The organism is Candidatus Poriferisodalis sp. (genome assembly GCF_965219595.1).
In the GTDB taxonomy this organism is placed as follows: domain Bacteria; phylum Actinomycetota; class Acidimicrobiia; order Acidimicrobiales; family Poriferisodalaceae; genus Poriferisodalis.
Window position 1 is genome coordinate 2,908,451 of record NZ_OZ244781.1, and the last position, 22,282, is coordinate 2,930,732.

Consider the following 22,282-nt stretch of genomic DNA (forward strand, 5'->3'; position numbering starts at 1 on the left):
GGCCATGGCTGAGCTGCACCCGCATTGCGTGCCCCTCGCCCCGCTGCTGGGAACCTGGCAGGGCGGGGGCACGGGCCAGTACCCGACCATCGACGAATTCGCCTACACCGAGGAATTGACGTTCGGCCATGTGGGCAAGCCGTTCGTGTCGATGACCCAGCGCACTCGCAACGCGGCCACCGGCGAACCGCTGCACTCAGAGGCTGGCTACCTGCGAGCCGTGGGGGACGGCCAGATCGAGCTCACCCTCGCACAGCCGTCCGGTGTCACCGAGATCTGTCTCGGACGGGTGCGCACCACATCGGACGGCTTGGCGATCGAGCTGGCGAGCAAGCACGTGGGCCTGACCCCGACCGCCAAGGAGGTCACCCTGGTGCGCCGAGAGCTGAGCATCGTCGGGACGGGCACTGCCGACAACCCGACGCTGATCTCCGAGCTGTGGATGGCAGCTGTGGGTCGCAACGAGCTGCTGCACCACCTGAGGGGCGAGCTGACTAAGCAGGCCTGAGGCGACCTGATCAGCTGGCACGCCGAGAGACCGCTACGACGCAGCGGCTGCGGCACACCGGGTCCGCTCCGGCGCAACGTCCTACGCTGGCCCTTGGGTCAGAGGGGGAGCGATGTCAGAGATGTCCGGAACCAGCGCAGCAAACGGAGCCCATGCGGCCGACTACGGCGCCCCGACAGCCGCGGGCCGCCCCGACGTGGACGACGAGACGCTGGCCGCTGCGGTAGCGGTGGCGAACATCCCGACGCTGCTGATGGTGCTGGTGCAGATGACGGGCGAGCTGCATTGGCTCGACGATCCCTACCGGCCCAAGCGCCAGCCCGGACTCGGCGACAACGACACGGGCGGCCTGGCTCCCGAGCATCAGCAAGAGGTTCGGGAGGCTGCGCTCGAAGCCATTGCCGCATGGCGGGACGGCCGCCCGATGGCGATCGGCGAGCCCGACGACGCGTTGATCGTGCGCATGCTCAGCACCGCGATGGGCGAGCACGTGCCCGACGAGTACGGCGCCTTCACTGCCGCACAGCTCGGCCTGGCCAAGTTCCTCGACCACGACCCGATCAACGTGCCGCCTGGCTTCAAGGTGCTGGTGATCGGCGCTGGTGCCTCTGGGCTGTGCGCTGCCATCAACCTGCAGCAGGCCGGCGTGCCCTACGAGGTGGTCGAACGCAACGGCACGGTTGGCGGCGTGTGGTGGGAGAACCGCTACCCGGGCGCCGGTGTCGACACGCCGAACCACCTGTACTCGTACTCGTTCGCGCCGCACGACTGGAAGATGTACTTCTGCCTGCGCGACGAGCTGCACGGCTATCTCGAGAAGGTGGCCGACGACTTCGAAGTGCGCGACAGCATCCGCTTCAACACCTCGGTGGAGCGTGTCAGCTACGACGCCGAGCGGCAGGTCTGGCGGGCCGAGGTGCGCCACGTGGCCGACAACGAAGGCCGCTGGGAGACCGGGCGGCTCGGCCTCAGCGCCACGCCCGACGAGACAGGACTGCGGCGCCGCGACGACGGCGCAGCAACGGCACCCGGAGCAAACGGTCATGCTCAAGGCGTCGACGGTCCCACCGAGATCATCGAGGCCAACGTCATCATCAGCGCCGCGGGCATCTTCAACCCGCCGATCCGCCCCAACATCGACGGCCTCGAGTCCTGGAGCGGCGAGACGTGGCACACCGCACGCTGGCCGGCCGATGCCGACGTCGCCGGCAAGCGCGTGGCGATCGTGGGCAACGGGGCGAGCTGCATGCAGACAGCCCCCGAGATCCAGCACGACGTGGAATCGCTGGCGATCTACCAGCGCTCGAATCACTGGGCTGCGCCGTTCGATCAGTTCCGCAAGCCGGTTCCCGACGCCATGAGGACCCTGTTCGAGGCGGTGCCGCTGTACCGGGCCTGGTACCGGGTGCGGCTGGGCTGGACGTTCAACGACCGCATCCACACCGCCTTGCAGAAGGACCCTGACTGGGAGCACCCCGAGCGGTCGCTCAACGCCCAGAACGACGCCCACCGGGCCTACTTCACCCGCTACGTGATCGACGAGCTGGGCGACCGGGCAGACGAGCTGCTCGACAAGGTGCTGCCCACCTACCCGCCGTTCGGCAAGCGCATGCTGATGGACAACGGCTGGTACCGCATGCTGCGCAATCCCAAGGTGGAGCTTGTCGACGATTCGATTGCCGAGATCTCCGGCCAAACCATCCGCACCGCGGATGGCACCGAGCGCGAAGCCGACGTGCTGGTGCTGGCCACCGGCTTCGACGTGCTGCGGTTCATCACCACCTACGAGGCAACCGGCCGCTCGGGCCGCAGCCTGCGCGAATCGTGGGGCGACGACGACGCCAGCGCCTACCTGGGAACGGTCACGCCCGACTTTCCCAACTTCTTCACGCTGTACGGGCCGAACCTGCAGCCCGGCCACGGCGGCAGCCTGATCTTCGTGGTGGAGATGCAGGTGCGCTACGTGACGGACATGATCGCCAAGATGTGCGCCGAAGGGCTCGGTTCGGTGGAAGTGCGGCGAGATGTCCACGACGAGTATCGCGACCGCGTTGACGATGCCCACGAGAACATGGTGTGGATGCATCCCGGCATGACCAGCTACTACCGCAACGAGGCCGGCCGCATCGTGGTCAACTCGCCATGGCGCAACGTCGACTACTTCGCCATGACCTCCGAAGCCAACCTTGACGACTATGTCTGCGAGCCGCGAACGGCCGATCGGGAGCTCATCGCCGACTGATCGCACCGAAAATTCGAAGGCTCGGGACTTTGGCGCCGCCTATAGTTGTGCGGGAGGCCAGCCTCAACCGAGTGTGGTCAGAGCAGGCTTGTTGTAGCTCGCACTCGGAGAGGCTGGCCCTACTCGTGACCGTAGGTCTGGCATCGCATCCGCGCGAAGCGAATTTCAGGTGGCCAGTTCAGCGGTGATGGCTTCGAGCGCAGTGTCGACGTCGGCCTCGCTGATGTCGAGATGCAGCACCATGCGGGAGCGCCCGAATCGCCAGTCGGCCAGCACGCCTCGGCCCTCGACACGCTTGCCGAGCGTCGGGTCGTTCTGATCGAGCTGTGAGAACACCATGTTGGTGTTGCAGCCGGTGACGGTGATGCCGTCGATGGCTTCGAGCCCGGCCGCGAGCCGCTGTGCATTGGCGTGATCGTCGGCCAGCCGGTCGATGTGGTGCCGCAGCGCATGCAGCCCGCCCGCAGCAATGATGCCGGCCTGACGCATCCCGCCGCCCAGCACTTTCCGCCAGCGACGGGCCCGGCCCACCAGTTCGTCGGTGCCGCACAGCACTGAGCCGACGGGCGCGCCCAGACCCTTGGACAGGCACACCGACACAGTGTCGAACGGGTCGGCCACCTCGGCGGGGGAGCAGCTCAGCGACACCGCTGCGTTCCACAGGCGGGCACCGTCGAGGTGCAGCCCGAGACCGTGACGGTCGGCGAAGTCGCGGGCCTCCTGATGCTGGGCCGGCGTGAGCACCATGCCGTCGATGGTGTTCTCCAGGCAGAGCAGCTTGGTGCGGGCGAAATGGCTGTTGTCGGGTTTCACCGCTGCTTCGGCCGCTTCGAGATCCAGCATTCCCGTCTCGTCGGTCGGCACCGTTTGTGGCTGGATGCTGCCCAGCACCGCTGCGCCGCCGCCTTCGTACATGTAGGTGTGGGCGTGGTGGCCCACTATGTACTCGTCGCCCCGCTCGCAATGCGCCAGCAGCCCGCACAGGTTCGACTGGGTGCCGCTCGGCACGTACAGTGCCGCCGCCTTGCCGAGCAATTCGGCGGTGTAGCGCTCGAGCTCGTTCACCGTGGGATCGTCGCCCCACACGTCGTCGCCGACATCAGCGGCTGCCATGGCCGCCCGCATTTCGGGCGTCGGCTTGGAAACAGTGTCGGAGCGCAGGTCGATCACGGCAGCAAGCCTGCCATGCGGCTTACGCCGTGCAACGAGTGGGCCCGGGCAAGACCGATCAGATGGACCCGTTCAGCCCGGTTGCTCAGCCCTTGCCGTTGCGCAGCAGCTTGCCCGGCAGCGGGCCATGCGGATCAACCGCGTCGGCACCGTCGCGGCGGATGATCGTGCCGTTCACCACGACCGCATCGATGCCCTTCGCATCGGAGATCAGCCGGTCTGCGCCGGCGGGCAGGTCGTACACCCGCCGCTTGCCCAGGTGGCCGACCTCGTCGGCGTCGAACACCACCACGTCGGCGGGCTTGCCTTCGGCGAGCGTGCCCCGGTCGGAGATGCCGAACACCTCAGCAGGACGCTGGGTCAGCATGTGGATGGCGGTCTCGAGATCGAAGCTCTGCCGGCCTCGCACGAAGGTCTGCAGGAACTCCGTGGAGTACTTGGCGTCGCAGAGCTGGCTGGCGTGCGCTCCGGCGTCGGACAACCCGATCACCGTCGTGGGATCGTGCAGCAGCTCGTCGATGTCGTCAGGGTCGTGGTTGATCACGTCCTGGACGATGCGCATCTCCAGATCGGCTTCGAGGGCCACGTCGAGCACCCAGTCCACCGGGTCCTGACCCGCCTCGTCGGCCATCTCCTGGATGTTGCGGCCCTCGAGTGCGGGGTTGTGCGGCAGGTAGCTGATCTCGGTGCGCGCCCAGCGGTCACCGATCTTGCCGCCATTGCCGGCCTTCTCCTTGAACTCGGCCCGCCAATCGGTGTCGGCGTAGTAGCGCTTGCGGCCTTCCAGATCGCTCTGGGACACCGGCGTGAAGCAGCGCAGCGCTTCATAGATGAACGGCGCCTTCCAGCTCATCTCGAACTGGATGGGCTGCACCGCAACCTGCGGGAAGACCGGCAGACCCCGGTCGGCGATCTCGCGGGCACGCTCCAGATCAGCGCGGTGGCTGCCCGGGCCCCGGGCTGAGCCCAGCAGCGCCGTCCAGCTCACATGTGCTCCCGTGGTCTCGGCAATCCGAGCGAACTCGTCGTGGTTGAGCCCCCGTCCCACCGTGGCCTGCATCACGCCGCCGACATCGCCCAGCGCCTGGGCGATCTCGACGATCTCGTCGGTGGTCGCAGCGCGGCTCGGTACCGGTCGCCCTTCGTAGCCGACGTGGGTCGATGCCTTGGACGTGGCAAAGCCGAGTGCACCGGCCCGGAGCGCTTCTGCCACCAGGTCGCGCTGGGCGGCGATCTCTTCGGGCGTGCCTTCGCGCTCGGTTGCTTCTTCGCCCATGACGTACATGCGGGCGGCGGTGTGGCCGATAAGTGCCGCCATGTTCACCGCAGCGCCGTTCGACTCGAGCGCATCGAGGTATTGCGGGAAGGTCTCGAAGCCCCAGTCGCCGAGGCCAGCGCGCAGCGCATCGACGCTCATGCCCTCCACGTTCTCGAGCGTGCGCATGATGAGATCGCGGTGCTCGGGCCGGGTGGGCGCTACGGAGAACCCGCAGTTGCCCATCACGATGGTGGTGACGCCGTGCCAGGGCGAGCAGCTCACCAGCCGGTCCCACATGATCTGCGCGTCGTAGTGGGTGTGGATGTCGACGAACCCGGGGCACACGATGCGCCCGGTGGCGTCCACGGTCTCGGCAGCCTCAGCAGGCGCTGAACCGAGCGCCACCACCTTGCCGTCGGAGATGCCCACGTCGCCGACGTAGCGGGGCGCTCCCGTCCCGTCGATGATCGTGCCGCCCGTGATCTTCAGGTCATACGCCATGTCGCTGTCCCCGTGCTTGGCGCGTACGCGCTCGCTGCTCTCGGGCCGGTCAGCCCGAGGCCGTGCCGCTTACGCTAGCCGCGCGCTCTTCGCCGGTCCCTGAGGAGCAGTGGTGCGGGCCGGTGACGCTCCGCTGCCTAGATGATTGGTTCCAAGGGGTGGGGGGTCCGCTGTTGGTGGGGTGAGGGTGTCCAAGCTCGGGGTGTGTACCTGCACCTCGATCCTGGAGGACCTGGGCATGAACCCGGACTTGGACACCCTCGCGACGGCACTGTATGTGAGGATTGACGATCTGTTGGCCGACAATCCCGGCTGGGCGCCGCGGCGGCCCCGTGTGGGGTTCGCACCGAAGCTGTCGGACGCGGAGCTGGTCACTTTGGCGGTGATCTCGGCGTTATTGGGGTACGACTCCGAGCGCGGGTTCGTGCGCTTCGCTCATCAGCACCTGCGGCCGTGGTTCCCGTACCTGCCCAACAGAGAGGGCTTCAACAAGCGGCTGCGCCGCGCCGGCGAGATGATCGGCCACGTCACAGCAGCGCTGGCCCGCGACTGCCCGGACTGGCACGACGACGTGTGGCTGGCCGACTCCACGCCGGTGCCGTGCGGCACGAGCCGACCCACCGCGGTGCGCTCCGAGCTCGCCGGATGGGCCCAATACGGCTGGTGCGCGTCGCATTCGCGCTGGTTCTGGGGGCTGCGACTGCACCTGATCACCACCCCGGCGGGGCTGCCGATCAGCTTCGCCCTGGCAGGCGCCAAGGCCGACGAACGCGACACCTGCGCCGCCATGATCGACCACGCAGACCTGGCCCGCCCCGGCCAGACGCTCATCGCCGACAAGGGCTACCGCAGCAAAGACTTCGAGAACCGGCTCAACGACGCCGGGATCACCCTCATCCGGCCCGCCGCCCGCAACGAGCCCGCCCGCCCCCACCAGCGGTTCCTGCGCCCGTTCCGCCAGATCATCGAATCGGTCTGCGACACCCTCAAAGGCCAGCTCAGCCTCGAACGCCACAACGGCCGCACCCGCGCCGGCGTCGCCGTGCGCGTCCTGGCACGCATCCTCGCTCTCACCGCCGCCATCTGGCACAACAGAACCCACCACCCCCACCTGCCAGCACGCACCCTCACCCACTACGACCACTGACCCCTTGGAACCAATCATCTAGTGTGCAGCCATGACTGCTGCGGAGCTGCCCGACGAGTTGGCCAACCGGGTGACCTGGAAGATTCCCAATGCGTTGGCGCTCGTGGGGTCGAGGTCCGGTGACGAGCGCAATGCGATGACGACGAGCTGGATCACCCAGCTCTCGATGGAGCCGGTGATCATCGGCATCGGTGTGGAGAACACGGCCGTGACTCACCGGTTGATCACTGACGGCGGCTGCTTCACGGTGAATCTCTGGGACGCCGAGAACACTCGGCCGTTCGTGAAATTTTCCAAACCCGCCGCATACGAAGCCGTTGCTGAAGGCACAAGCACAGGAACGCTCAACGGCTGGTCGGTGTACGAAGCTGCAACCGGGGCACCGGTGTTTGTCGATGCTGCCGCATGGATGGACTGCGAGGTGCGCCACAGCGTGAATCTGGGCACGCACACGTTGTTCATGGGCGAACTCGTGGCGGCGGGCATCAACGACGACGAAGTGCGGCTCGCCTCGATGTCGGACACGCGCATGAAGTACGGCGGCGTCAAGCGCCACTGACGGCGTCGCCAGGTCTGGATTCCTGCAGGAGACAGGGTCCGTGGGCGGTTTCAGACCTGCTCGGCTACCATGATGTGTCGCCCCTTTCGGGGCCTGCGTGTTCACCGCGGTGGGCACGCATTTTCTGCCCGCCGACCAGGGAAACCACGTGCCGAAAGTCAAAGACGACGCCATCTTGCTCGAAGGAAAGACCGTCGAAGCGCTCAAGGGCGGGCACTTCCGCATTGAGCTCGACAACGGCCACGAGGTGCTGGGGCACCTGAGCGGCAAGATGCGCAAGCACCACATCCGGATCCTTCCCGGAGATCGGGTGCAAGTCGAAGTCTCGGCATACGACCTCAGTCGCGGTCGCATCACGTATCGCTACAAGTAGCCGTCATGAGCGCCACCACCCAGCCGCCCAACGGCACCGTTATGTACAGCGTTGAGCGGGATGCGGCGGGCGACGTCGCCACGGTCACGCTGAACCGTCCCGAGACGCTGAATTCCATGAACAACGAGTTCATGAACGACATCACCGAGGCCTTCGGCATGGTTGCTGCCGACGATGGCATCCGAGTGGTGGTCCTCACCGGCGAAGGCCGCGGCTTCTGCTCAGGCGCCGACCTGCGCAATGCGGTCGCTGGCGACGCCGAAGGATTCGACGCTGATGCAGCGGGCGAGGCCACGACCGACTCGATGGACAACGTGTTTCACCCGGCCATCCGGGCAGTGGCCGAGTGCCCGGTGCCGACCGTGGCTCGCATCAACGGCGTCACCGCAGGCGGCGGCATCGGCCTGGCGCTGTCATGCGACGTAGCGGTCGCGGCGCGCTCGGCGTTCTTCGTGGCCACGTTCGGGCCCCGGTTGGGCATCGTTCCTGACTTGGGAACCACTTGGCAGCTTCCGATGCGGGTGGGCCGTGCCCGTGCGCTCGGCATGGCGCTGCTTGGTGAGCGGGTGACTGCCGATCAGGCCGAAGACTGGGGCTTGGTGTGGAAAACGGTGGATGACGAGGAGCTCGACTCGGCCGTCGGGCAGGTGACCGACGTGCTGCGGCGCAGCTCGCCCGCCGCCATGAGCCGCATCCGGGAATCCGTGGACGGCGCCACGCAGCGTGATCTGACCGACCAACTCGACGTCGAGATGGGACACCAGGCGGTGCTGATCCCGCGCAACATGGCCGACGGGGCAGCGGCATTCCTGGCCAAGAGCGACCCGTCTTTCTCCGGCGACCGTTACTGACCCCAAGTACGCCGGCTGCTGGCAGACTGGCGCCATGACCGACACGCTTGACGCCCCGGCTGCCGACGCGGCCGTCGACCCCGCTGCTGCGCGGGTTGACGCTGCCATCGACGAGCTGCTTGCCTCGCACGATCCCCGGCAGCTCAGCTACGCCGAGTTCCGCGGCGCGCAGTTCGATGCCGGCCTGGCGTGGGTGCACTTCGACGAGGGCCACGGGGGCCTGGGCGTGAGCCCCAAGCTGCAGCGTGGGGTGGAAGAGCGGCTGCGGGCGGCCGGCGCCCGGCCCATGAAGCCGGTGACCTTCTTCGCGCATCTAGCCGGGCCGACCATTCACACCCACGGCAGCGACGACGTCAAGCAGCGCTTCTTGCGGCCGATGTTCACCGGCGAGGAACTGTGGTGCCAGCTGTTCAGCGAGCCGGGTGCGGGCAGCGACTTCGCCGGGCTGGCGACACGGGCGGTTGCCGATGGCGAAGAGTGGGTCGTGAACGGCCAGAAGGTGTGGAACACCCTGGCTCACCTCGGCGACTACGGGATGCTGGTGACCCGCACCAATCCCGAAATGCCTAAGCACCGCGGGCTCACCTACTTCGCACTTGATATGAAGTCGCCGGGCGTGGAGGTGCGCCCGCTGCGCCAGATCACCGGCGAGGCCGAGTTCAACGAGGTCTACATGACCGATGTGCGCGTGCCCGACGCCAGCCGCATCGGCGACGTGGGCGACGGCTGGCGGGTGTCGCTGACCACGCTGATGAACGAGCGCAACGCCATCGGTGCGGGCGGTGCCGGCCCTCCCAAGCGAGGCTCCGGGCCTATCTCGGTGCTGGTGAAGCTGTGGAACCAGCGTGACGATGCCGAGCGCGACGACGTCACCCGTGATCGGCTGACGAAGCTGTGGACCCGTGCCGAAGTGCTGCGGCTGACCAACATGCGCGCGGGTGCCAACCGGCGCAAGGGCAACCCCGGGCCGGAGATGTCGATCGCCAAGCTGGCGTTCGCTGAGCTCAACCAGGCCCTGATGACCTGCGCCGTCGACATGATGGGCTCCGACGGGCTCGTCGGCTACGACTACACGTTCCGCCGCCCGGGGGATCTGTCGGTGGACGGTTCCGACGGCGGCGTCCAGCACGGGTTCCTGCGGGTGCGTGCCAACTCGATCGAGGGCGGTACCTCGGAGATCATGCGGAACATCCTGGGCGAGCAGGTGCTCGGCCTGCCGGGCGAGCCCCGCATCGACAAGGATGTGCCCTGGGTGGACGTGCCCCGCAACTGAGACACGCCCACCCAACGGGTCACATGATCAGCTCTTCGCCTCGGTGAGCATGTCCTGCACCAACAGGCTCAGATCGCCCAGCGGCGGGATCAACTCAAGCAGCGCGGCCATCTCCGGCGGCGGGTAGATGCCCGGGTCCTCCAGGATCTCGTCGAGGATGAACGGCGTCGAAGCCTTGTTCGGGCTGGCGTAGTACGTGTAGTTGGTGAGCGCAGCGCCGTTCTCCGCGTCGAGCAGGAAGTTGATCATGGCATGGGCCGAGCACACGTTGTCGGCGTTGTGCGGGATGGCCATGGTGTCCACCCAGCGTACGCCGCCCTCCACGGGGATCGTGTACACATGCGTCTCATAGGAGTCGGTCTCGAAGAGCGCTGAGGCGAAGCCGCCGCTCCAGCCGTGCGCCACGTCGACCTCGCCGTTGACCAGGTCGTCGCCGTAGGTCACCGAGTCGTACTTGACCAGTCGATCGTTGGTGGCTTTCAGCAGCGCCCCGGCCTCGCGGATCGCGTCCTCGTCGCCTGACTCGATGGTCTCGGAGATGCTGTAGCCCAAATACTTGAGCGCGGCAGCCACAGCCTCGGGCGCGTCGTCGAGCATCGAGATGCCGCCGGACACCTGCGCTGCGATCTCCGGATCAAAGATGACTGCCCACGACGACTCGCCGCCGATCGCGTCGAGCGCGTCATAGCTCATGCCGATGCCGGTGGTGCCCCACTGGTAGGCAGCGTGATAGCGGTGCTCAGGATCGAACAGCGGGCTGAGGAAGGCATCGTCGATGTTGGCGAAGTTCGGCAGTGCGTCGTAGTTGAGCGGCTGCAGCAGATCCTCTTCGATCATCAGCGCCGCCATGTAGTCCGACGGCACGACCAGGTCGTAGATGGCCGCCTCGGATTCCACCTGGCTGAGCATCTGCTCATTCGACTCGTAGACCGTGTAATCGATGCTGACACCGGTCTCCTCCTCGAAGGCCAGCAGCAGCTCCTCGTCGATGTAGTCGGCCCAGTTGTAGAAGGCGAGATCGCCGTCGGTCTCGCCGGGCTCGCAGTCATCGGCGGCGTTGTCGCTGCCTCCGCCGCCGCATGCACTGACGAGCAGCGCCGCGGCTGCGGCGAGTGCTAGCCACCGTGCCCAGCGTGTCGGGGATGCGCACTTCGCAAGGCTGTTCATGGTTCCTCCCTTGTCGACGCTCCTGTCGAGCGTCGCTGTCTCGCTTGCGTTGTCGGGACTGTGTCGGTTGTGCGCCTGTGCGGCGCAGTCGGGCTCATGGCGTCGTGCTCCTCGGACGCTGGAGGGCCAGCGATGCCACCACCAGCGTGATCGACGCGGCCAGCATGAGCGTCGAGATGGCGTTCAGCTCCGGCGTGACGCCCTGACGGATGGTGCTGAACACGTACACCGGCAGCGTCGTGGCGCCAGGCCCTGCCGTGAACGCCGAGATGACGACGTCATCGAGCGAGAGCGTCAGCGCCAGCAGGGCGCCCGCGGCGATGCCTGGCGCAATCAGCGGCAGCGTCACCCTCCTGAACGTACGCCACGGCGTGGCGTACAGATCACGCGCTGCCTCCTCCAGGGTGCGGTCGAACTGATCGAGACGGGCGCGTACCACCACAGCCACGAATGAGATGTTGAACGCAATATGGCTGAGCGCGATGGTCGTGACGCCCAGCGTGAACCTCGGGCCGATCGTGTCGATGAGCTTGAAAACCTCGGCGAAGAACACCAGCAGCATGACGGCCATGGTGATGTCGGGGATGACGATGGGCAGGTAGACGGTGCCGTCCAGCGCTCGCCGGCCCTTGAAGCGGTAGCGGTCGAGCGCCAGCGCCACAGCGGTGCCCAGCACCGTGGACACGATGGTTGAGCTGATCGCCACGATGAGCGACACACGCAGGGCGCTGATCACCTGCGTGTTGCCCAGCGCCTCGCCGTACCAGCGCGCCGAAAGGCCTTGCCAGACGTTGACCCGCTCGGAGTCGTTGAACGAGAAGACCACCAGGACCACGATCGGCACATACAGGAACGCGAAGACGAACCAGGCATTGGCCTTCAGCAGGTGCCTGGCCGAGCGCTTGCTGCCGGCGGTGCCCAGGGTGCTCACGGCCTGTGACTCCTCATCGCGTGACGCCCTGGGTTCGCTCGGCATTGGCGGAATTCCGCTGGTTGATGGCCACCGCGACGAGCATCGCCACGATCACCAGCACGCTCAGCGCCGCGCCCAGCGGCCAGTTGCGAGCGGCCTGGAACTGGCGTGCCACGTACGAGCCGATGAGCAGTGTCTTGGCGCCGCCCAGGATCTCCGGCACAACATAGGAGCCGAAGCTGGGCACGAACACCAGCACGCAGCCCGCCACGATGCCCGAGCGGGTGAGCGGCACGGTGACGCGCCAGAAGGCCTTCGCGCCGCTCGCGTAGAGGTCGCGGGCGGCCTCCACCAGGCGCCAGTCCATGCGCTCCAGCGCCACGTACAGCGGCAGCACCATGAAGGTGAGGAAGCCGTACACCATGCCCAGCACCACCGCAGTGGGGGTGAACAGGATCCGGAACGTGCCGAAACCCATCGCCTCGCTGAGCGCCGAGGCGGGGCCGTTCGACCCGAGCAGGAAACGGATTGCAAAGATGCGCACCAGACCGTTGGTCCAGAACGGGATCATCACCAGCACGAGCAGCCGGGCGCGCAGCCGGGGAGGACGGGTGGCCAGGTAGTAGGCGAAGGGGTAGGCGACCACGAGACACAGCACGGTGGTGAGGAATGCCAGCCAGGCGGAGCGGGCGATGATGCCGAGGATCACGTCGTCGGCGATGCGCTCGTAGGAGTTGAGGTTCCAGCCGCTCAGCGAGGTGCGGCCCGTGGAGGTGCGGGTCGCGAACGAGTACACGGTGATGAGGCCCAGCGGGACCACGAAGAAGATCAGCAGGTACAGCGCTCCGGGCGTGGCGATGAGCGTGCCGGTGCGCCGCTTCCTGCGCTGTGCGGCCAGTTCTGCAGGGGTCAACAATGGTGGCGTATCGGGTCCAGCATCTGTCGACTGCGCCGCTGCAGGCTTGGCGCGACGCAGCGATGGCATCAGTCCGCGACCACCGTCGTCGCCTCGGGCGACCAGCTGACCGAAACGGGTTCACCGGCGGCGAGCGCCGCTGAGCCGGTTTCCGAGCGTGCGGTGATGGTGGCCGCTCGTTCGCCTGCGTGCGTCCCGCTGGCACCGGCGGTGGGGCCGATCGCGACCGTGTACACGAACGCGTGCCCGAGATAGGTGGCGTCGGTGATGACGCCGTCGAGGCAAGGGGCGCCCGCTGGCGCCTCGCTGCGGCGATGCAGCCGCACCTGCTCAGGGCGCACGCTCAGCGCTGCCGGGGAGCCGACAGCCAGTTCGTTCGCGGCGGCTACCACTGCGCCGGCGTCGAGGCGCACCGCGGCGGGGCCCTCGGTGACCCCTTCGAGCAGGTTGGTGCGCCCGATGAAGTCGGCCACGAAGCGGTTCGCGGGATGCTCGTACACCTCTGCTGGCGTGCCGACCTGCAGCAGCCGGCCCTCTGACATGACGCCCACGCGGTCGCTCATGGCCAGGGCTTCCTCTTGATCGTGCGTGACGAAGACGAACGTGATGCCCACCTCGCGCTGCAGGGCCTTCAGCTCCACCTGCATCTCCTGGCGCAGCTTCAGGTCGAGCGCTCCGAGCGGCTCGTCGAGCAGCAGCACCTTGGGGTGATTCACCAGGGCTCGTGCGAGAGCGACGCGCTGCTGCTGGCCGCCTGAGAGCTGCGAAGGCCGGCGATGTTCCATGCCTTCTAGCTGCACCAGGGCGGTGGCCTCAGCGACCTGGCGGTCGGCATCGGGGCCGCGGATGCCCCGCATCTGCAGTCCGAATGCGATGTTCTGCGCCACCGTCATGTGGGGGAAGAGGGCGTAGGCCTGGAACACGGTGTTGACCGGTCGCCGGTCGGGAGGCCACGATGCGACTTCCTCGCCGAAGATCGCCAGGCGTCCCTCGCTGGGGATGTCGAGGCCGGCGATCATCCGCAGCGTGGTGGTCTTGCCGCATCCTGACGGCCCGAGCAATGCGAAGAACTCGCCGTCGCCGATCTGCAGGTCAACGCCGTCGACTGCCACGACATCACCGAATCGCTTGGAGATGCCGTGCATTTCCACGGCGGGCACGCTGGAACCAGCATCGGGCGGTGGCGCGGACGACATGTCCTCGCTGTTCATGTCAGCCCCAGCGGCTGTGCAGGCGCCCCGGCACGAACGGCCTGCGTGCAGATGAAGTCGTGAGCGAGCGTTGCGGCCGCCAAGGCGGTGATCTCTGATACGTCGTACGCGGGGGCAACCTCGACCACGTCCATCCCCACGATGTCAAAGGGGGCGAGGCCCCGCACGATCTCCAGCGATTGCGCAGTGGTGAGCCCTCCTGACACCGGCGTGCCGGTGCCCGGGGCAAATGCCGGATCGATGCAGTCGATGTCGAAGGTCACGTAGGCCCGGCGGTCGGCGACCTTCTCCCGCACGACCTCGAGCACAGCAGCGGGTCCGTTGCGGTGCACCCAGGGCGCACCGAGCACCGTGAACCCGTAGTCGTCGTCGTTGTGGGTGCGGATGCCGATCTGGACAGATGCCTCGGGGTCGATGATGCCCTCTTGCAGCGCACGCAGGAACATTGAGCCGTGATCGAGGCGGCCCTCGTCGTCGGGCCACGTATCGGGATGCGCGTCGAAGTGGATGAGCGACAGTGGCCCGTGCTTGGCCGCATGGGCACGCAGGATCGGGTAGGTGACGAAGTGGTCGCCGCCGAAGGTCACCATCTGCGCGTCGTGAGCCAAGATCTCGGTGCAGTGGGCCTCGATTCGCTCGACGGCCTCTGTGGGGTGGCCATAGTCGATGAAGCAGTCGCCGTAATCGACCACGGCGAGATACGCGAACGGGTCGAAACCGAAGGGGTAGGCGTCGAGCTCGGCGAGTCCTGTTGACGCTGCCCGGATGGCGCGCGGACCCAGCCGAGCACCCGGCCGGTTCGACGTCGCCATGTCGAACGGGATGCCCGACACGACGATGTCGGCGTCGGCGATGTCGCGGGTGTAGCGGCGTCGCAGGAACGACAGCGCACCGCCGTAGGTCATCTCGGGTTTGCGGCCGTGCAGGTCGTCTGAGCGGAATGCCTGATCGCCGAGGGTCTCGGCGTCGGAGCCGGCGATCAAGCCTCCTCCGCCCGCCGCGGGATCGGTGCTGTCGCTCACGCGCCGCTCTGTAGTTCTGGGTTGCGCCAGACGATCAGAGCCGCCCAGCTGTCGGTTGCCGGATCGGCGATGTAGTTCGGCAGGCCGCACACTGCCTCGAACCCGTTCTCGATCTGGAAGCTCAGCGTCCGGTCGTACAGCCGGCCTTCCCGCACCTCGGTGATGTACTCGTCGGCGCTCATGTTTTCCTTGTGCTCGGCGTAGCCGGGGATGACGCCGCCTGCCACGATGCCGTCCAAGCCGAGATCGATGCAGACCTGCTTGCGCAGCACGTAGAGCTCAGCGCCGATGCCCTTGCGGCGGTGGGAAAGCCGGGTGGCGATACTGGTGCCGTAGTACCAGCGGCCGTCGGGATCGTGCCCGCTGGCGCTGTGGTCTTCAGGGACGAGATCGGCGATCGTGTGAATCGGGTTCTCCCAGTCGAAATCGCAGCAGATGCCGACCCCCATGGCCACGAGCTCGTCGCCGTCGAATCCTGCGAAGCAGCCCTCGGGGAAGTCCTGCGCCAGCTGAGTAAAGCCTTGGGCGTCATAGAGGTCGGCGCGGTCTGCGGTCGGGTGGGAGGCCAGCTCCAGGGCCTCCAGTTCGGCAGCCCACTCCGGGAGGATCCGGGCGTATCGCAGGCCCGAGCGCTCGCCGACTGACACGGCTTCGATCTCACGCATCGCAGCACCCCCGCGGCGCCTGCCGCACTCAGCCGCCGGCTGAGAGATTATCCCTGCGTCGGGAAGCGGCTGGCAGCGGCAGTAGTTTTCGAAGGGGATGGCCGCTGCACTCAGCTCGGATCCTTGGTCGCTGGAGACGGCATCGACGACGCCGCTGTGGATCGACCGGCTCGAGCCGCCTGTCGCGCCCCGTCCCGCTGTCGAGGGTGATCTCGACGTCGACGTGGCCATCGTCGGCGGGGGATTCAGCGGGTTGTGGACCGCCTACTACCTCAAGCAGCTGGAGCCTGCGATGCGTGTGGTCGTGCTGGAGCGGCACCACTGCGGCTTCGGTGCGTCGGGGCGCAACGGGGGTTGGGCGGTGGGGGAGCTGGCCGGCTCGGTTGCCGACTACGCGCGGCGTTCCAGCCCGACCGAATCCCGGCGCCTGGTGCGAGCCGTGTTCGACGCCGTCGACGAGATCGGGCGTGTGGCATCCGCTGAGGGCATCGACTGCGACTACGCCAAGGGCGGCACCATCAGGGTGGCGCGCACGGGTCCCCAAGCGGAGCGACAGGTCGCCGAGATAGCCGAAGCTCGCAGCTTCGGGCTGACCGAAGACGAGATTCGCCTGCTCGATGCTGACGAAGCCCGAGAGCAGCTCAACGCCACCGATGTGCGCAGCGGTGTCCTGCTCGGCCCTTCTGCGGTAGTGGATCCCGCCAAGCTGGCGCTGGGACTGGCCTGGGCCGCCGAAGCGGCGGGGGTGGAGATCTACGAGCAGACACCTGTCAACGGTTTCGACGGCGGTGCGGTGCAGATTGCCGCAGAGGGCGCTCGTGGCTCGCCGATGAGCCGCGGCCGCCGCGAAGTTCGGGCCCCGGTGATCGTTCGCGCCACCGAGGCGTACACGAGAGATCTGCAGGGCTTGCGGCGGGACATCTTGCCCGTCTATTCGCGGATGATCGCCACCGAGCCGCTGCCTGATGCAGTCTTCGACGACATCGGCCTCGCGAACCGGCCGAGCTTCGCCGACGATCGCCGCATGGTCACCTACGGACAGCGCACTGCCGACAACCGGATCGCTTTCGGCGCCACCGGGGAGCCGTACAGCTTCGGCTCGCGGATCGTGCCCGCTGCCGAGACGCATCTGGGTATGCACCGGCGAATCTGGCGGGTGCTTTCCGAGATGCTGCCGCAGGTCGCCGAGGCGCGTGTCACCCACCGCTGGGGCGGGGTGCTGGGCATCCCGCGCAACTGGCTGCCCGGCGTGCGCTTCGACCCGCGCACCGGCGAAGGCGTGCTGGGCGGCTATGTGGGCGAGGGCGTCGCAGCGTCCAACCTGGCTGGCCGCACCATGGCCGAGCTGATCGCTGAGCGCGATACCGAGCGCACGAGCCTGCCCTGGGTGGGGGTGAGCTCGCGTCGGTGGGAGCCGGAGCCGCTGCGCTGGCTCGGCGTGCGGGGCAGCCGCGCCTTGCTTGGTGCCGCCGATCAGCGCGAACTGCGCTCGGACCGTCCGGATCGCCTGATGTCAGGCATCGCGCGGCTGCTGCGAAGCGGCCACTAAGCACTCTTGCTGGCGGACCCCGTGGCCCGGGGCGCAGCCCCTGGACGTCAGTCGCAGTCGAGGCGGTAGGCGCCTTCGTGGGGAACCATGACGCCGGCGGTGGGTCCTCCGAAGTGGGTGCCGATCACCAGGGTCTCACCGTCTGCCCAGTCGCCGAATGCCACGTGGCGGGTGCGGCGCGCTTCGTCGGGATCGGTGTCGAACATCGAGCTGAGGTCGGGGTCGGCGAGCTGCATCGGGGTATGTGCCATGTCGCCGGTGATGATCGCTCGCTTGCCGCCGCTGGAGATCACCACCGAGAGGTGCCCCGGTGTGTGGCCCGGCGTGGACTGGAACGACACCTCTGAGCAGATGCTGTCGACAGCTTCGACCATGTTGGCGCGGTCCGCGGCGGCGATGGGAGCCACCGAGTCCTCGAACACGGCATCACCGAAGAGGTCTTCGTGATTGGCCCAGTAGTCGTACTCGGGCGCGCAGAACAGGTACTCCGCGTTGGGGAATGTGGGCACCCATTCGCCGTCGGCGTTCAGGCAGGTGTTCCAGCCCACATGGTCCACGTGCAGGTGGGTGCACACCACATGGGTGATCGACTCGGGCGGGAAGCCAGCGGCGGCCATGTCGTCGAGGAACGGACCTTGCTGGCGGTGCCACAGCGGGTTGGTGCGTTCCTTGTCGTTGCCGACGCAGGTGTCCACCGCGATGCGATGTTCGCCTGCCGAGATCACGCAGGTATGGATGCGCTGCAACAGGTAGCCGTCGTCGCTGACGAAGTGCGGGCGCAGCCACGGCGCAGCCTCAGCACGGGCCAGCACGCCGCCCTTGCTGACGCCGTCGTAGAGGAAGCGCGGCGAGGTCGGCGTGGCGGCCTCCGAGACCGACGTGATGGACACGTCGCCGATCTGCCAGCGCTGCGGCTCGGCACGCTCGCTGCCGGCGTCTGTCTGGTCGGCCTCGCTCTCAGCGGCGGCGTTCACGGCTGGCGCCCGACGTAGCCGAGGTAGCGGTGCGACATCGGCGCGTCGTCGGAAACATCGACTGCGTCGGTGATCAGCCTCCACTTGCGGGGAATGTCGCCCAAGGCTTGCACCCGCGCGAGGGTGGCCTCGCACAGGTCGTCGGGCAGGTCGATGGGGTTGCCGCTGGCCTGGGCCAGGTCCCATGCGTGGGTCAGCGGGTCCCACTGCACCATGCCCACGAAGTTCTCGAAGCTCATCGGCCCGAACCAGTACTTGTCTTCGGCGGAGAGGTCGGCGCCGTCGATTGCGGCGAGCACGCCCTCGCGGGTGGCCTGCCACTGGGCCGCCGGATCGCCGGCGTCGTCGGCCATCTGGGGCATGCCCACCTCGCCGGTGCGGGCGATGCCGGCGAGCGCGTCGAGCACGCCGCACTGGTGACGCAGCAGTTCACTTGCATTCCAGTCGGCGCATGGCGTGTCATTGCCCCAGGCATCGTCGGGCACGCTGGCCACCACCGAGTCGAAGAGCGCGACGGAGCGCTTGAATTGGTCAACGATCTCGCTCATCGGCAAGAACCTCCCTGTGTGGTCGCAACCGAGCGGCGACCTGCGGCGGATGCCGATGGTAGGCCGACGAGCGCCGGCAAGCCCGTGTCAGTCGGCGTCGAAGAGATTGACGCGCGGTCCGGTAAGTGCCGGCAAGCCCGTTCAGCCGGCGTCGACGAGGTTGACGCGCAGGCCGGCGAGCGCGACTTGGCTGTCGTTCACGTAGCAGTCCCGCGTGCGGGCTACTGCGAGCACCGCTTCGCGGTCGACAGTCGTGACATCGATGGCACCGAGGCCTTCGCCGCGCCCGTCGGCTTCCGGCACGAATCTGAGGGTGGCGTTGTCGAGCTGGATCGTGGGGTGGCCGTCGGCATCGGTGTCGAGGTCGATCTGCGCAATCTGGCTCCAACGCTCGGCCAAGCGCTGCGGGTCGGGGCTCTGGAGCTCGGCGGCGGCGATGTTGCTCACCCTGTCGGTGCAGACGTAGGGCTCCCAGTAGGAGCCGGCAGGCGTCCAAGCGCCTCCGACGTCGTCGCCGGTGGGTCCGGTCATCTGGTCCATCTCGAAGAAGGCACCGCCGGTGTCGGCCGGGTGCAGCTGCATGCCGACATGGCCTTCATCAGGAAAGTTCATCTCGAATGCGATCCGGATGCCCATCTCGTCGACGTGGGCGCGGCGCGCAGCAACGTCGCTGACCTGGGTGATGACCATGTACCCGGTGTCGCCGCCGCGCCGCTGCTGGTACCGGCCGGCAGCAGTGTCGTCTTGGATCGGTGTGACGCACTCAAGGAACTGAGTGCCCACCGGCCACAGCACGTTCTTGAGGCCGAAGATGCCGACACCGGGATCGGTGAAGCACGGCTCAACGCCGAGAACGCTCTGGATGTCCGCCGAGGTCTGGGCCAAGTCGGCAGTAGTAACAGCAATCTGACGAAGACGAATCCACATGCCCGCCACCCTAGGAGAGCGGCTCGGGCGATGCCTGTTGGTCGAAAGCCTGCAGGCGGTGGCGGTCGAGGAGGCTGTTGAGCTGGGCGCCGGCGAGGAGGCCCATGGCGAGCAGGTACAGCCACAGCAGCAGGCTGAGGGCGCCGCCGAGCAGGCCAAAGACGGCGTTGACGCCGTTCGAGGCGAGCTGCAAGTAGGCACCGAACCCGCCGGATACGGCCAGCCACCACACCGTCGCCAGCAGGGCTCCCGGGACTTCTCGTCGCCAGGTGAGCTTGTGGCGCGGGGCGATCCGGTACACCGTTGCCGCCCACGCCACGACTGCCAGGAAGACGACGGGCCACCGGAGCCAGTCCCACGCCGTGCTGAACGAGCTTCCAGCGCCCAGTCGGCCAGCCAGCTCGGAGCCGCCGCCGAACAGCGGCCCCACGACCACCATCGTCGCCACCACGACGGCGACCACCAACGTCAGAAATGTCAGGGCGAAGCCCACGAAGCGGGTCGACAGCCAGCTGCGAGCGCCGTGGTGGCCGCGGGTCACGTTCAAGGCACGCACCACGGCGATGAAGCCGCGCGACGACGCATAGGCAGCCACGACGATGCCGACGGTCACGACCCGTGCGTCGGAGCGATCGAAGAGATCGGCGACCGTGGCGTCGAGCGTGTTCTGGTCTCCGAAGGTGTCGCTGATCCGTTGCAGCAGCCAATCCTCGGTGCCGGATGCCGCGCTCTGGCCGATCAGCACGTCGAGCGATCCCAGCAGCGCTGCGAACACGATGACGGCGGGGAAGAGCCCCAAGAGGGCGAAGAATGCAATCTCGGCGGAGAGCCCGGCGATGCGGTGCTGAGCCCAGTCCTGGCGGATCTCGTTGGCGATATTCAGGGTGCTGCGACTCAGCTTGCGGAGCCTCGATGTAGGGCTCGCTGGCACGGGGCGATTCTCCGGCGAGTGGGGCGGCGCTGCAGCGTCGGCCGCGCTATCCGAATCCGCGTGCTCGCTGTTCAGGGGGAGTCAGCCTTCACCAGATCGGCGGCCTGGGCGACCAAGCCGTTGCGGTCGATCTTGGCGGTCGAGGCCAGCGGGATCTCGTCAACGATCCACACATGGCGGGGATGGGCGTACGCGGGACCATTGGCAAGCGCGTAGCGCTTGACGTCGTCGACCGTGAGCGTGTGGCCAGGTTCGGCACGTACAAATGCTGCCGGCAGTTGGCCCTTCAGCTCGTCGAGCACCGGAACCACGACGGCCTGGTGCACCGCGGGGTGCTTCTCGAGCATCTGCTCCACGGCATCGGGGTAGATGTTCTCGCCGGCGCAGACGAACATGTCGTCCACGCGGCCCACGAAGTAGTACCAGCCATCCTCATCGCGAGTCATGAGGTCGCCCGTGTGGTACCAGCCGTCGGTGAGACGTTCGGCAGTGACGTCGGGCAGGTTGTGGTAGCCGGTCATGACGCCGGGCGAGCGCACCCACAGCTCGCCGGCGTCAGCGTCCTCGCCGGTGATCGGGTCGACGAGCCGCAACTCCACCTTGGGGTGCTGGTGGCCGACAGAGATCTTGGGCCTGGGCTTGCCTTCGGGGTGGGGACCGAACTCGAGCACCGCCTCGGTGGTGCCGTACCCGTTGGAGACGACCGCCTGCGGCAGCAAACGCTGCACGTCGTCGTACAGGGCCTCAGTCAGAGGCGCAGAGCCGATGAAAGCCCGCTGCACCGACGACAAGTCCGGCATCTCCTGACCAGCGGCGACACGGGAGGCGATTTCGGCGGTGACGAGGGCGAACATCGTGGGCACGCCCGAGCACATGGTGACCCGGTGGGATTCGATTGCTTCGATGTAGCCCGAAGCCGTGAAGCCCGGAAGGAGCACCACCGTGCCTCCATTGGCAAACGCCAGCTTGGAGGACATCGAAGCGTTCTTGTGGTACAGCGGAGCCGAGACCAGCATCACCTCGCCCGGCATCGCTGCGCCGTACTCGAGGACGGTGAAGGTGATGTTGCGATGCGTCAGCAGCACACCCTTGGGCCGCCCGGTCGAGCCCGAGGTGTAGATCTGCACGGCGATGTCGTCGTCGTCCACATCGGCGACCGCGGTGAGGGGATCGGCGGCGACAAGGGCGTCCCATTCGGGTGTGCCGATGATGATGTGGGGCATGTCGGGTGGTACGAGCGGTGCGTGCTCGGAATCGGAGATGACCAGTCGCACGTCGGCGTCGTCGAGGATGTATGCCTGCGTCTCGGCGGGAAGCCGGGTGTTGAGCGGCACGAAGACCAGCCCCGCAGCGGGCGCCCCGAACATCACGTCGTAGTACTGGCCGCAGTTGGCGGCGAGCAGCCCGACGCGGGTGAACGGCGCCAGGCCGCGGGCAGCGAGGCCCGCCCCGCAGCGCAGAGCTCGTTCTCGCAGCGCAGACGCGGTGACCCGCTCGGGCGGTGTGGCTGAGCGGTCGATCAGCACGACGGTGTCGTCGTGAGGGAAGCGCTCGAGCAGTTGAGCGACGTTCATCGC

21 protein-coding genes are annotated in these 22,282 nt (G+C 67.5%); 8 read left to right on the forward strand and 13 right to left on the reverse strand.

The genetic code is table 11. The features are described 5' to 3' along the window. Positions 1–4 precede the first annotated feature (4 nt). Together ACOQPE_RS12860 and ACOQPE_RS12865 are read left to right on the forward strand one after the other, a co-directional pair. Positions 5–508 carry an FABP family protein gene (locus tag ACOQPE_RS12860; RefSeq protein ID WP_420609292.1) on the forward strand — a complete coding sequence of 168 codons (504 nt, stop codon included), beginning with the start codon at positions 5–7 and terminating at the stop codon, positions 506–508. A 112-nt stretch (positions 509–620) separates the two neighbouring features. Continuing rightward, positions 621–2,750 carry a flavin-containing monooxygenase gene (locus tag ACOQPE_RS12865; RefSeq protein WP_420609293.1) on the forward strand — a complete coding sequence of 710 codons (2,130 nt, stop codon included), beginning with the start codon at positions 621–623 and terminating at the stop codon, positions 2,748–2,750. Positions 2,751–2,915: 165 nt separating this feature from the next. Here ACOQPE_RS12865 and ltaE read toward each other — a convergent pair whose 3' ends face one another. Further along, positions 2,916–3,920 carry a low-specificity L-threonine aldolase gene (gene ltaE, locus ACOQPE_RS12870; protein ID WP_420609294.1) on the reverse strand — a complete coding sequence of 335 codons (1,005 nt, stop codon included), beginning with the start codon at positions 3,918–3,920 and terminating at the stop codon, positions 2,916–2,918. A gap of 85 nt (positions 3,921–4,005) precedes the next feature. Next, positions 4,006–5,679, reverse strand: a complete 1,674-nt coding sequence (locus tag ACOQPE_RS12875; RefSeq protein ID WP_420609296.1) for an N-acyl-D-amino-acid deacylase family protein — start codon at positions 5,677–5,679, stop codon at positions 4,006–4,008. A 238-nt stretch (positions 5,680–5,917) separates the two neighbouring features. On the opposite strand from ACOQPE_RS12875, the gene ACOQPE_RS12880 reads away from it, so the two are divergent. The 5 genes from ACOQPE_RS12880 to ACOQPE_RS12900 all read left to right on the forward strand — a co-directional run bounded on the left by ACOQPE_RS12880 (position 5,918) and on the right by ACOQPE_RS12900 (position 9,882). Continuing rightward, the gene (locus ACOQPE_RS12880; RefSeq protein WP_420611352.1) at positions 5,918–6,826 is read left to right on the forward strand and encodes an IS982 family transposase; all 909 of its coding nucleotides are present in this window, start codon (positions 5,918–5,920) and stop codon (positions 6,824–6,826) included. 31 nt (positions 6,827–6,857) lie between these two features. After that, positions 6,858–7,385: a flavin reductase family protein gene (locus ACOQPE_RS12885; RefSeq protein WP_420609297.1), complete on the forward strand. Its 528-nt coding sequence runs from the start codon at positions 6,858–6,860 to the stop codon at positions 7,383–7,385. Positions 7,386–7,533: 148 nt separating this feature from the next. Then, positions 7,534–7,758 (forward strand): translation initiation factor IF-1, encoded by a 225-nt coding sequence (gene infA / locus ACOQPE_RS12890; RefSeq protein ID WP_323672860.1) that lies wholly within the window; start codon positions 7,534–7,536, stop codon positions 7,756–7,758. A gap of 5 nt (positions 7,759–7,763) precedes the next feature. Then, the gene (locus tag ACOQPE_RS12895; RefSeq protein ID WP_420609298.1) at positions 7,764–8,609 is read left to right on the forward strand and encodes an enoyl-CoA hydratase/isomerase family protein; all 846 of its coding nucleotides are present in this window, start codon (positions 7,764–7,766) and stop codon (positions 8,607–8,609) included. A gap of 34 nt (positions 8,610–8,643) precedes the next feature. Continuing rightward, on the forward strand, positions 8,644–9,882 hold the full coding sequence (locus ACOQPE_RS12900; protein ID WP_420609299.1) for an acyl-CoA dehydrogenase family protein: 1,239 nt from the start codon (positions 8,644–8,646) through the stop codon (positions 9,880–9,882). Positions 9,883–9,909: 27 nt separating this feature from the next. Here ACOQPE_RS12900 and ACOQPE_RS12905 read toward each other — a convergent pair whose 3' ends face one another. The 6 genes from ACOQPE_RS12905 to ACOQPE_RS12930 all read right to left on the reverse strand — a co-directional run bounded on the left by ACOQPE_RS12905 (position 9,910) and on the right by ACOQPE_RS12930 (position 15,776). Further along, positions 9,910–11,049: an ABC transporter substrate-binding protein gene (locus ACOQPE_RS12905; protein ID WP_420609300.1), complete on the reverse strand. Its 1,140-nt coding sequence runs from the start codon at positions 11,047–11,049 to the stop codon at positions 9,910–9,912. Positions 11,050–11,143: 94 nt separating this feature from the next. Continuing rightward, positions 11,144–11,980, reverse strand: coding sequence for an ABC transporter permease (locus ACOQPE_RS12910; RefSeq protein WP_420609301.1), 837 nt, complete (start codon positions 11,978–11,980; stop codon positions 11,144–11,146). A gap of 13 nt (positions 11,981–11,993) precedes the next feature. Beyond that, positions 11,994–12,875, reverse strand: coding sequence for an ABC transporter permease (locus ACOQPE_RS12915; protein ID WP_419915556.1), 882 nt, complete (start codon positions 12,873–12,875; stop codon positions 11,994–11,996). Between the two features lie 71 nt (positions 12,876–12,946). After that, entirely contained in the window at positions 12,947–14,089 is a 1,143-nt protein-coding gene (locus ACOQPE_RS12920) for an ABC transporter ATP-binding protein (protein ID WP_420609302.1), read from the reverse strand. Continuing rightward, complete coding sequence (speB, locus tag ACOQPE_RS12925) at positions 14,086–15,111, reverse strand: agmatinase (RefSeq protein ID WP_420609303.1); 1,026 nt, start codon at positions 15,109–15,111, stop codon at positions 14,086–14,088. The genes ACOQPE_RS12920 and speB overlap by 4 nt, the downstream gene beginning before the upstream one ends. After that, the gene (locus tag ACOQPE_RS12930; protein WP_420609304.1) at positions 15,108–15,776 is read right to left on the reverse strand and encodes a GNAT family N-acetyltransferase; all 669 of its coding nucleotides are present in this window, start codon (positions 15,774–15,776) and stop codon (positions 15,108–15,110) included. The genes speB and ACOQPE_RS12930 overlap by 4 nt, the downstream gene beginning before the upstream one ends. A gap of 97 nt (positions 15,777–15,873) precedes the next feature. On the opposite strand from ACOQPE_RS12930, the gene ACOQPE_RS12935 reads away from it, so the two are divergent. Further along, the gene (locus ACOQPE_RS12935; protein WP_420609305.1) at positions 15,874–17,325 is read left to right on the forward strand and encodes an NAD(P)/FAD-dependent oxidoreductase; all 1,452 of its coding nucleotides are present in this window, start codon (positions 15,874–15,876) and stop codon (positions 17,323–17,325) included. A 47-nt stretch (positions 17,326–17,372) separates the two neighbouring features. Here ACOQPE_RS12935 and ACOQPE_RS12940 read toward each other — a convergent pair whose 3' ends face one another. From ACOQPE_RS12940 to ACOQPE_RS12960, 5 genes are all read right to left on the reverse strand, one after another. Then, a complete protein-coding gene (locus tag ACOQPE_RS12940) occupies positions 17,373–18,299 on the reverse strand; it encodes an MBL fold metallo-hydrolase (protein ID WP_420609306.1) in 927 nt (308 codons plus the stop codon). Continuing rightward, on the reverse strand, positions 18,296–18,847 hold the full coding sequence (locus ACOQPE_RS12945) for a TIGR03086 family metal-binding protein (RefSeq protein WP_420609307.1): 552 nt from the start codon (positions 18,845–18,847) through the stop codon (positions 18,296–18,298). Before ACOQPE_RS12945 ends, ACOQPE_RS12940 begins: the two co-directional genes overlap by 4 nt. A gap of 141 nt (positions 18,848–18,988) precedes the next feature. Next, positions 18,989–19,774, reverse strand: a complete 786-nt coding sequence (locus tag ACOQPE_RS12950) for a hypothetical protein (protein WP_420609308.1) — start codon at positions 19,772–19,774, stop codon at positions 18,989–18,991. A gap of 10 nt (positions 19,775–19,784) precedes the next feature. Next, on the reverse strand, positions 19,785–20,705 hold the full coding sequence (locus tag ACOQPE_RS12955; RefSeq protein ID WP_420609309.1) for a YihY/virulence factor BrkB family protein: 921 nt from the start codon (positions 20,703–20,705) through the stop codon (positions 19,785–19,787). 71 nt (positions 20,706–20,776) lie between these two features. Continuing rightward, positions 20,777–22,279: a class I adenylate-forming enzyme family protein gene (locus tag ACOQPE_RS12960; RefSeq protein WP_420609310.1), complete on the reverse strand. Its 1,503-nt coding sequence runs from the start codon at positions 22,277–22,279 to the stop codon at positions 20,777–20,779. Positions 22,280–22,282 lie beyond the last annotated feature (3 nt).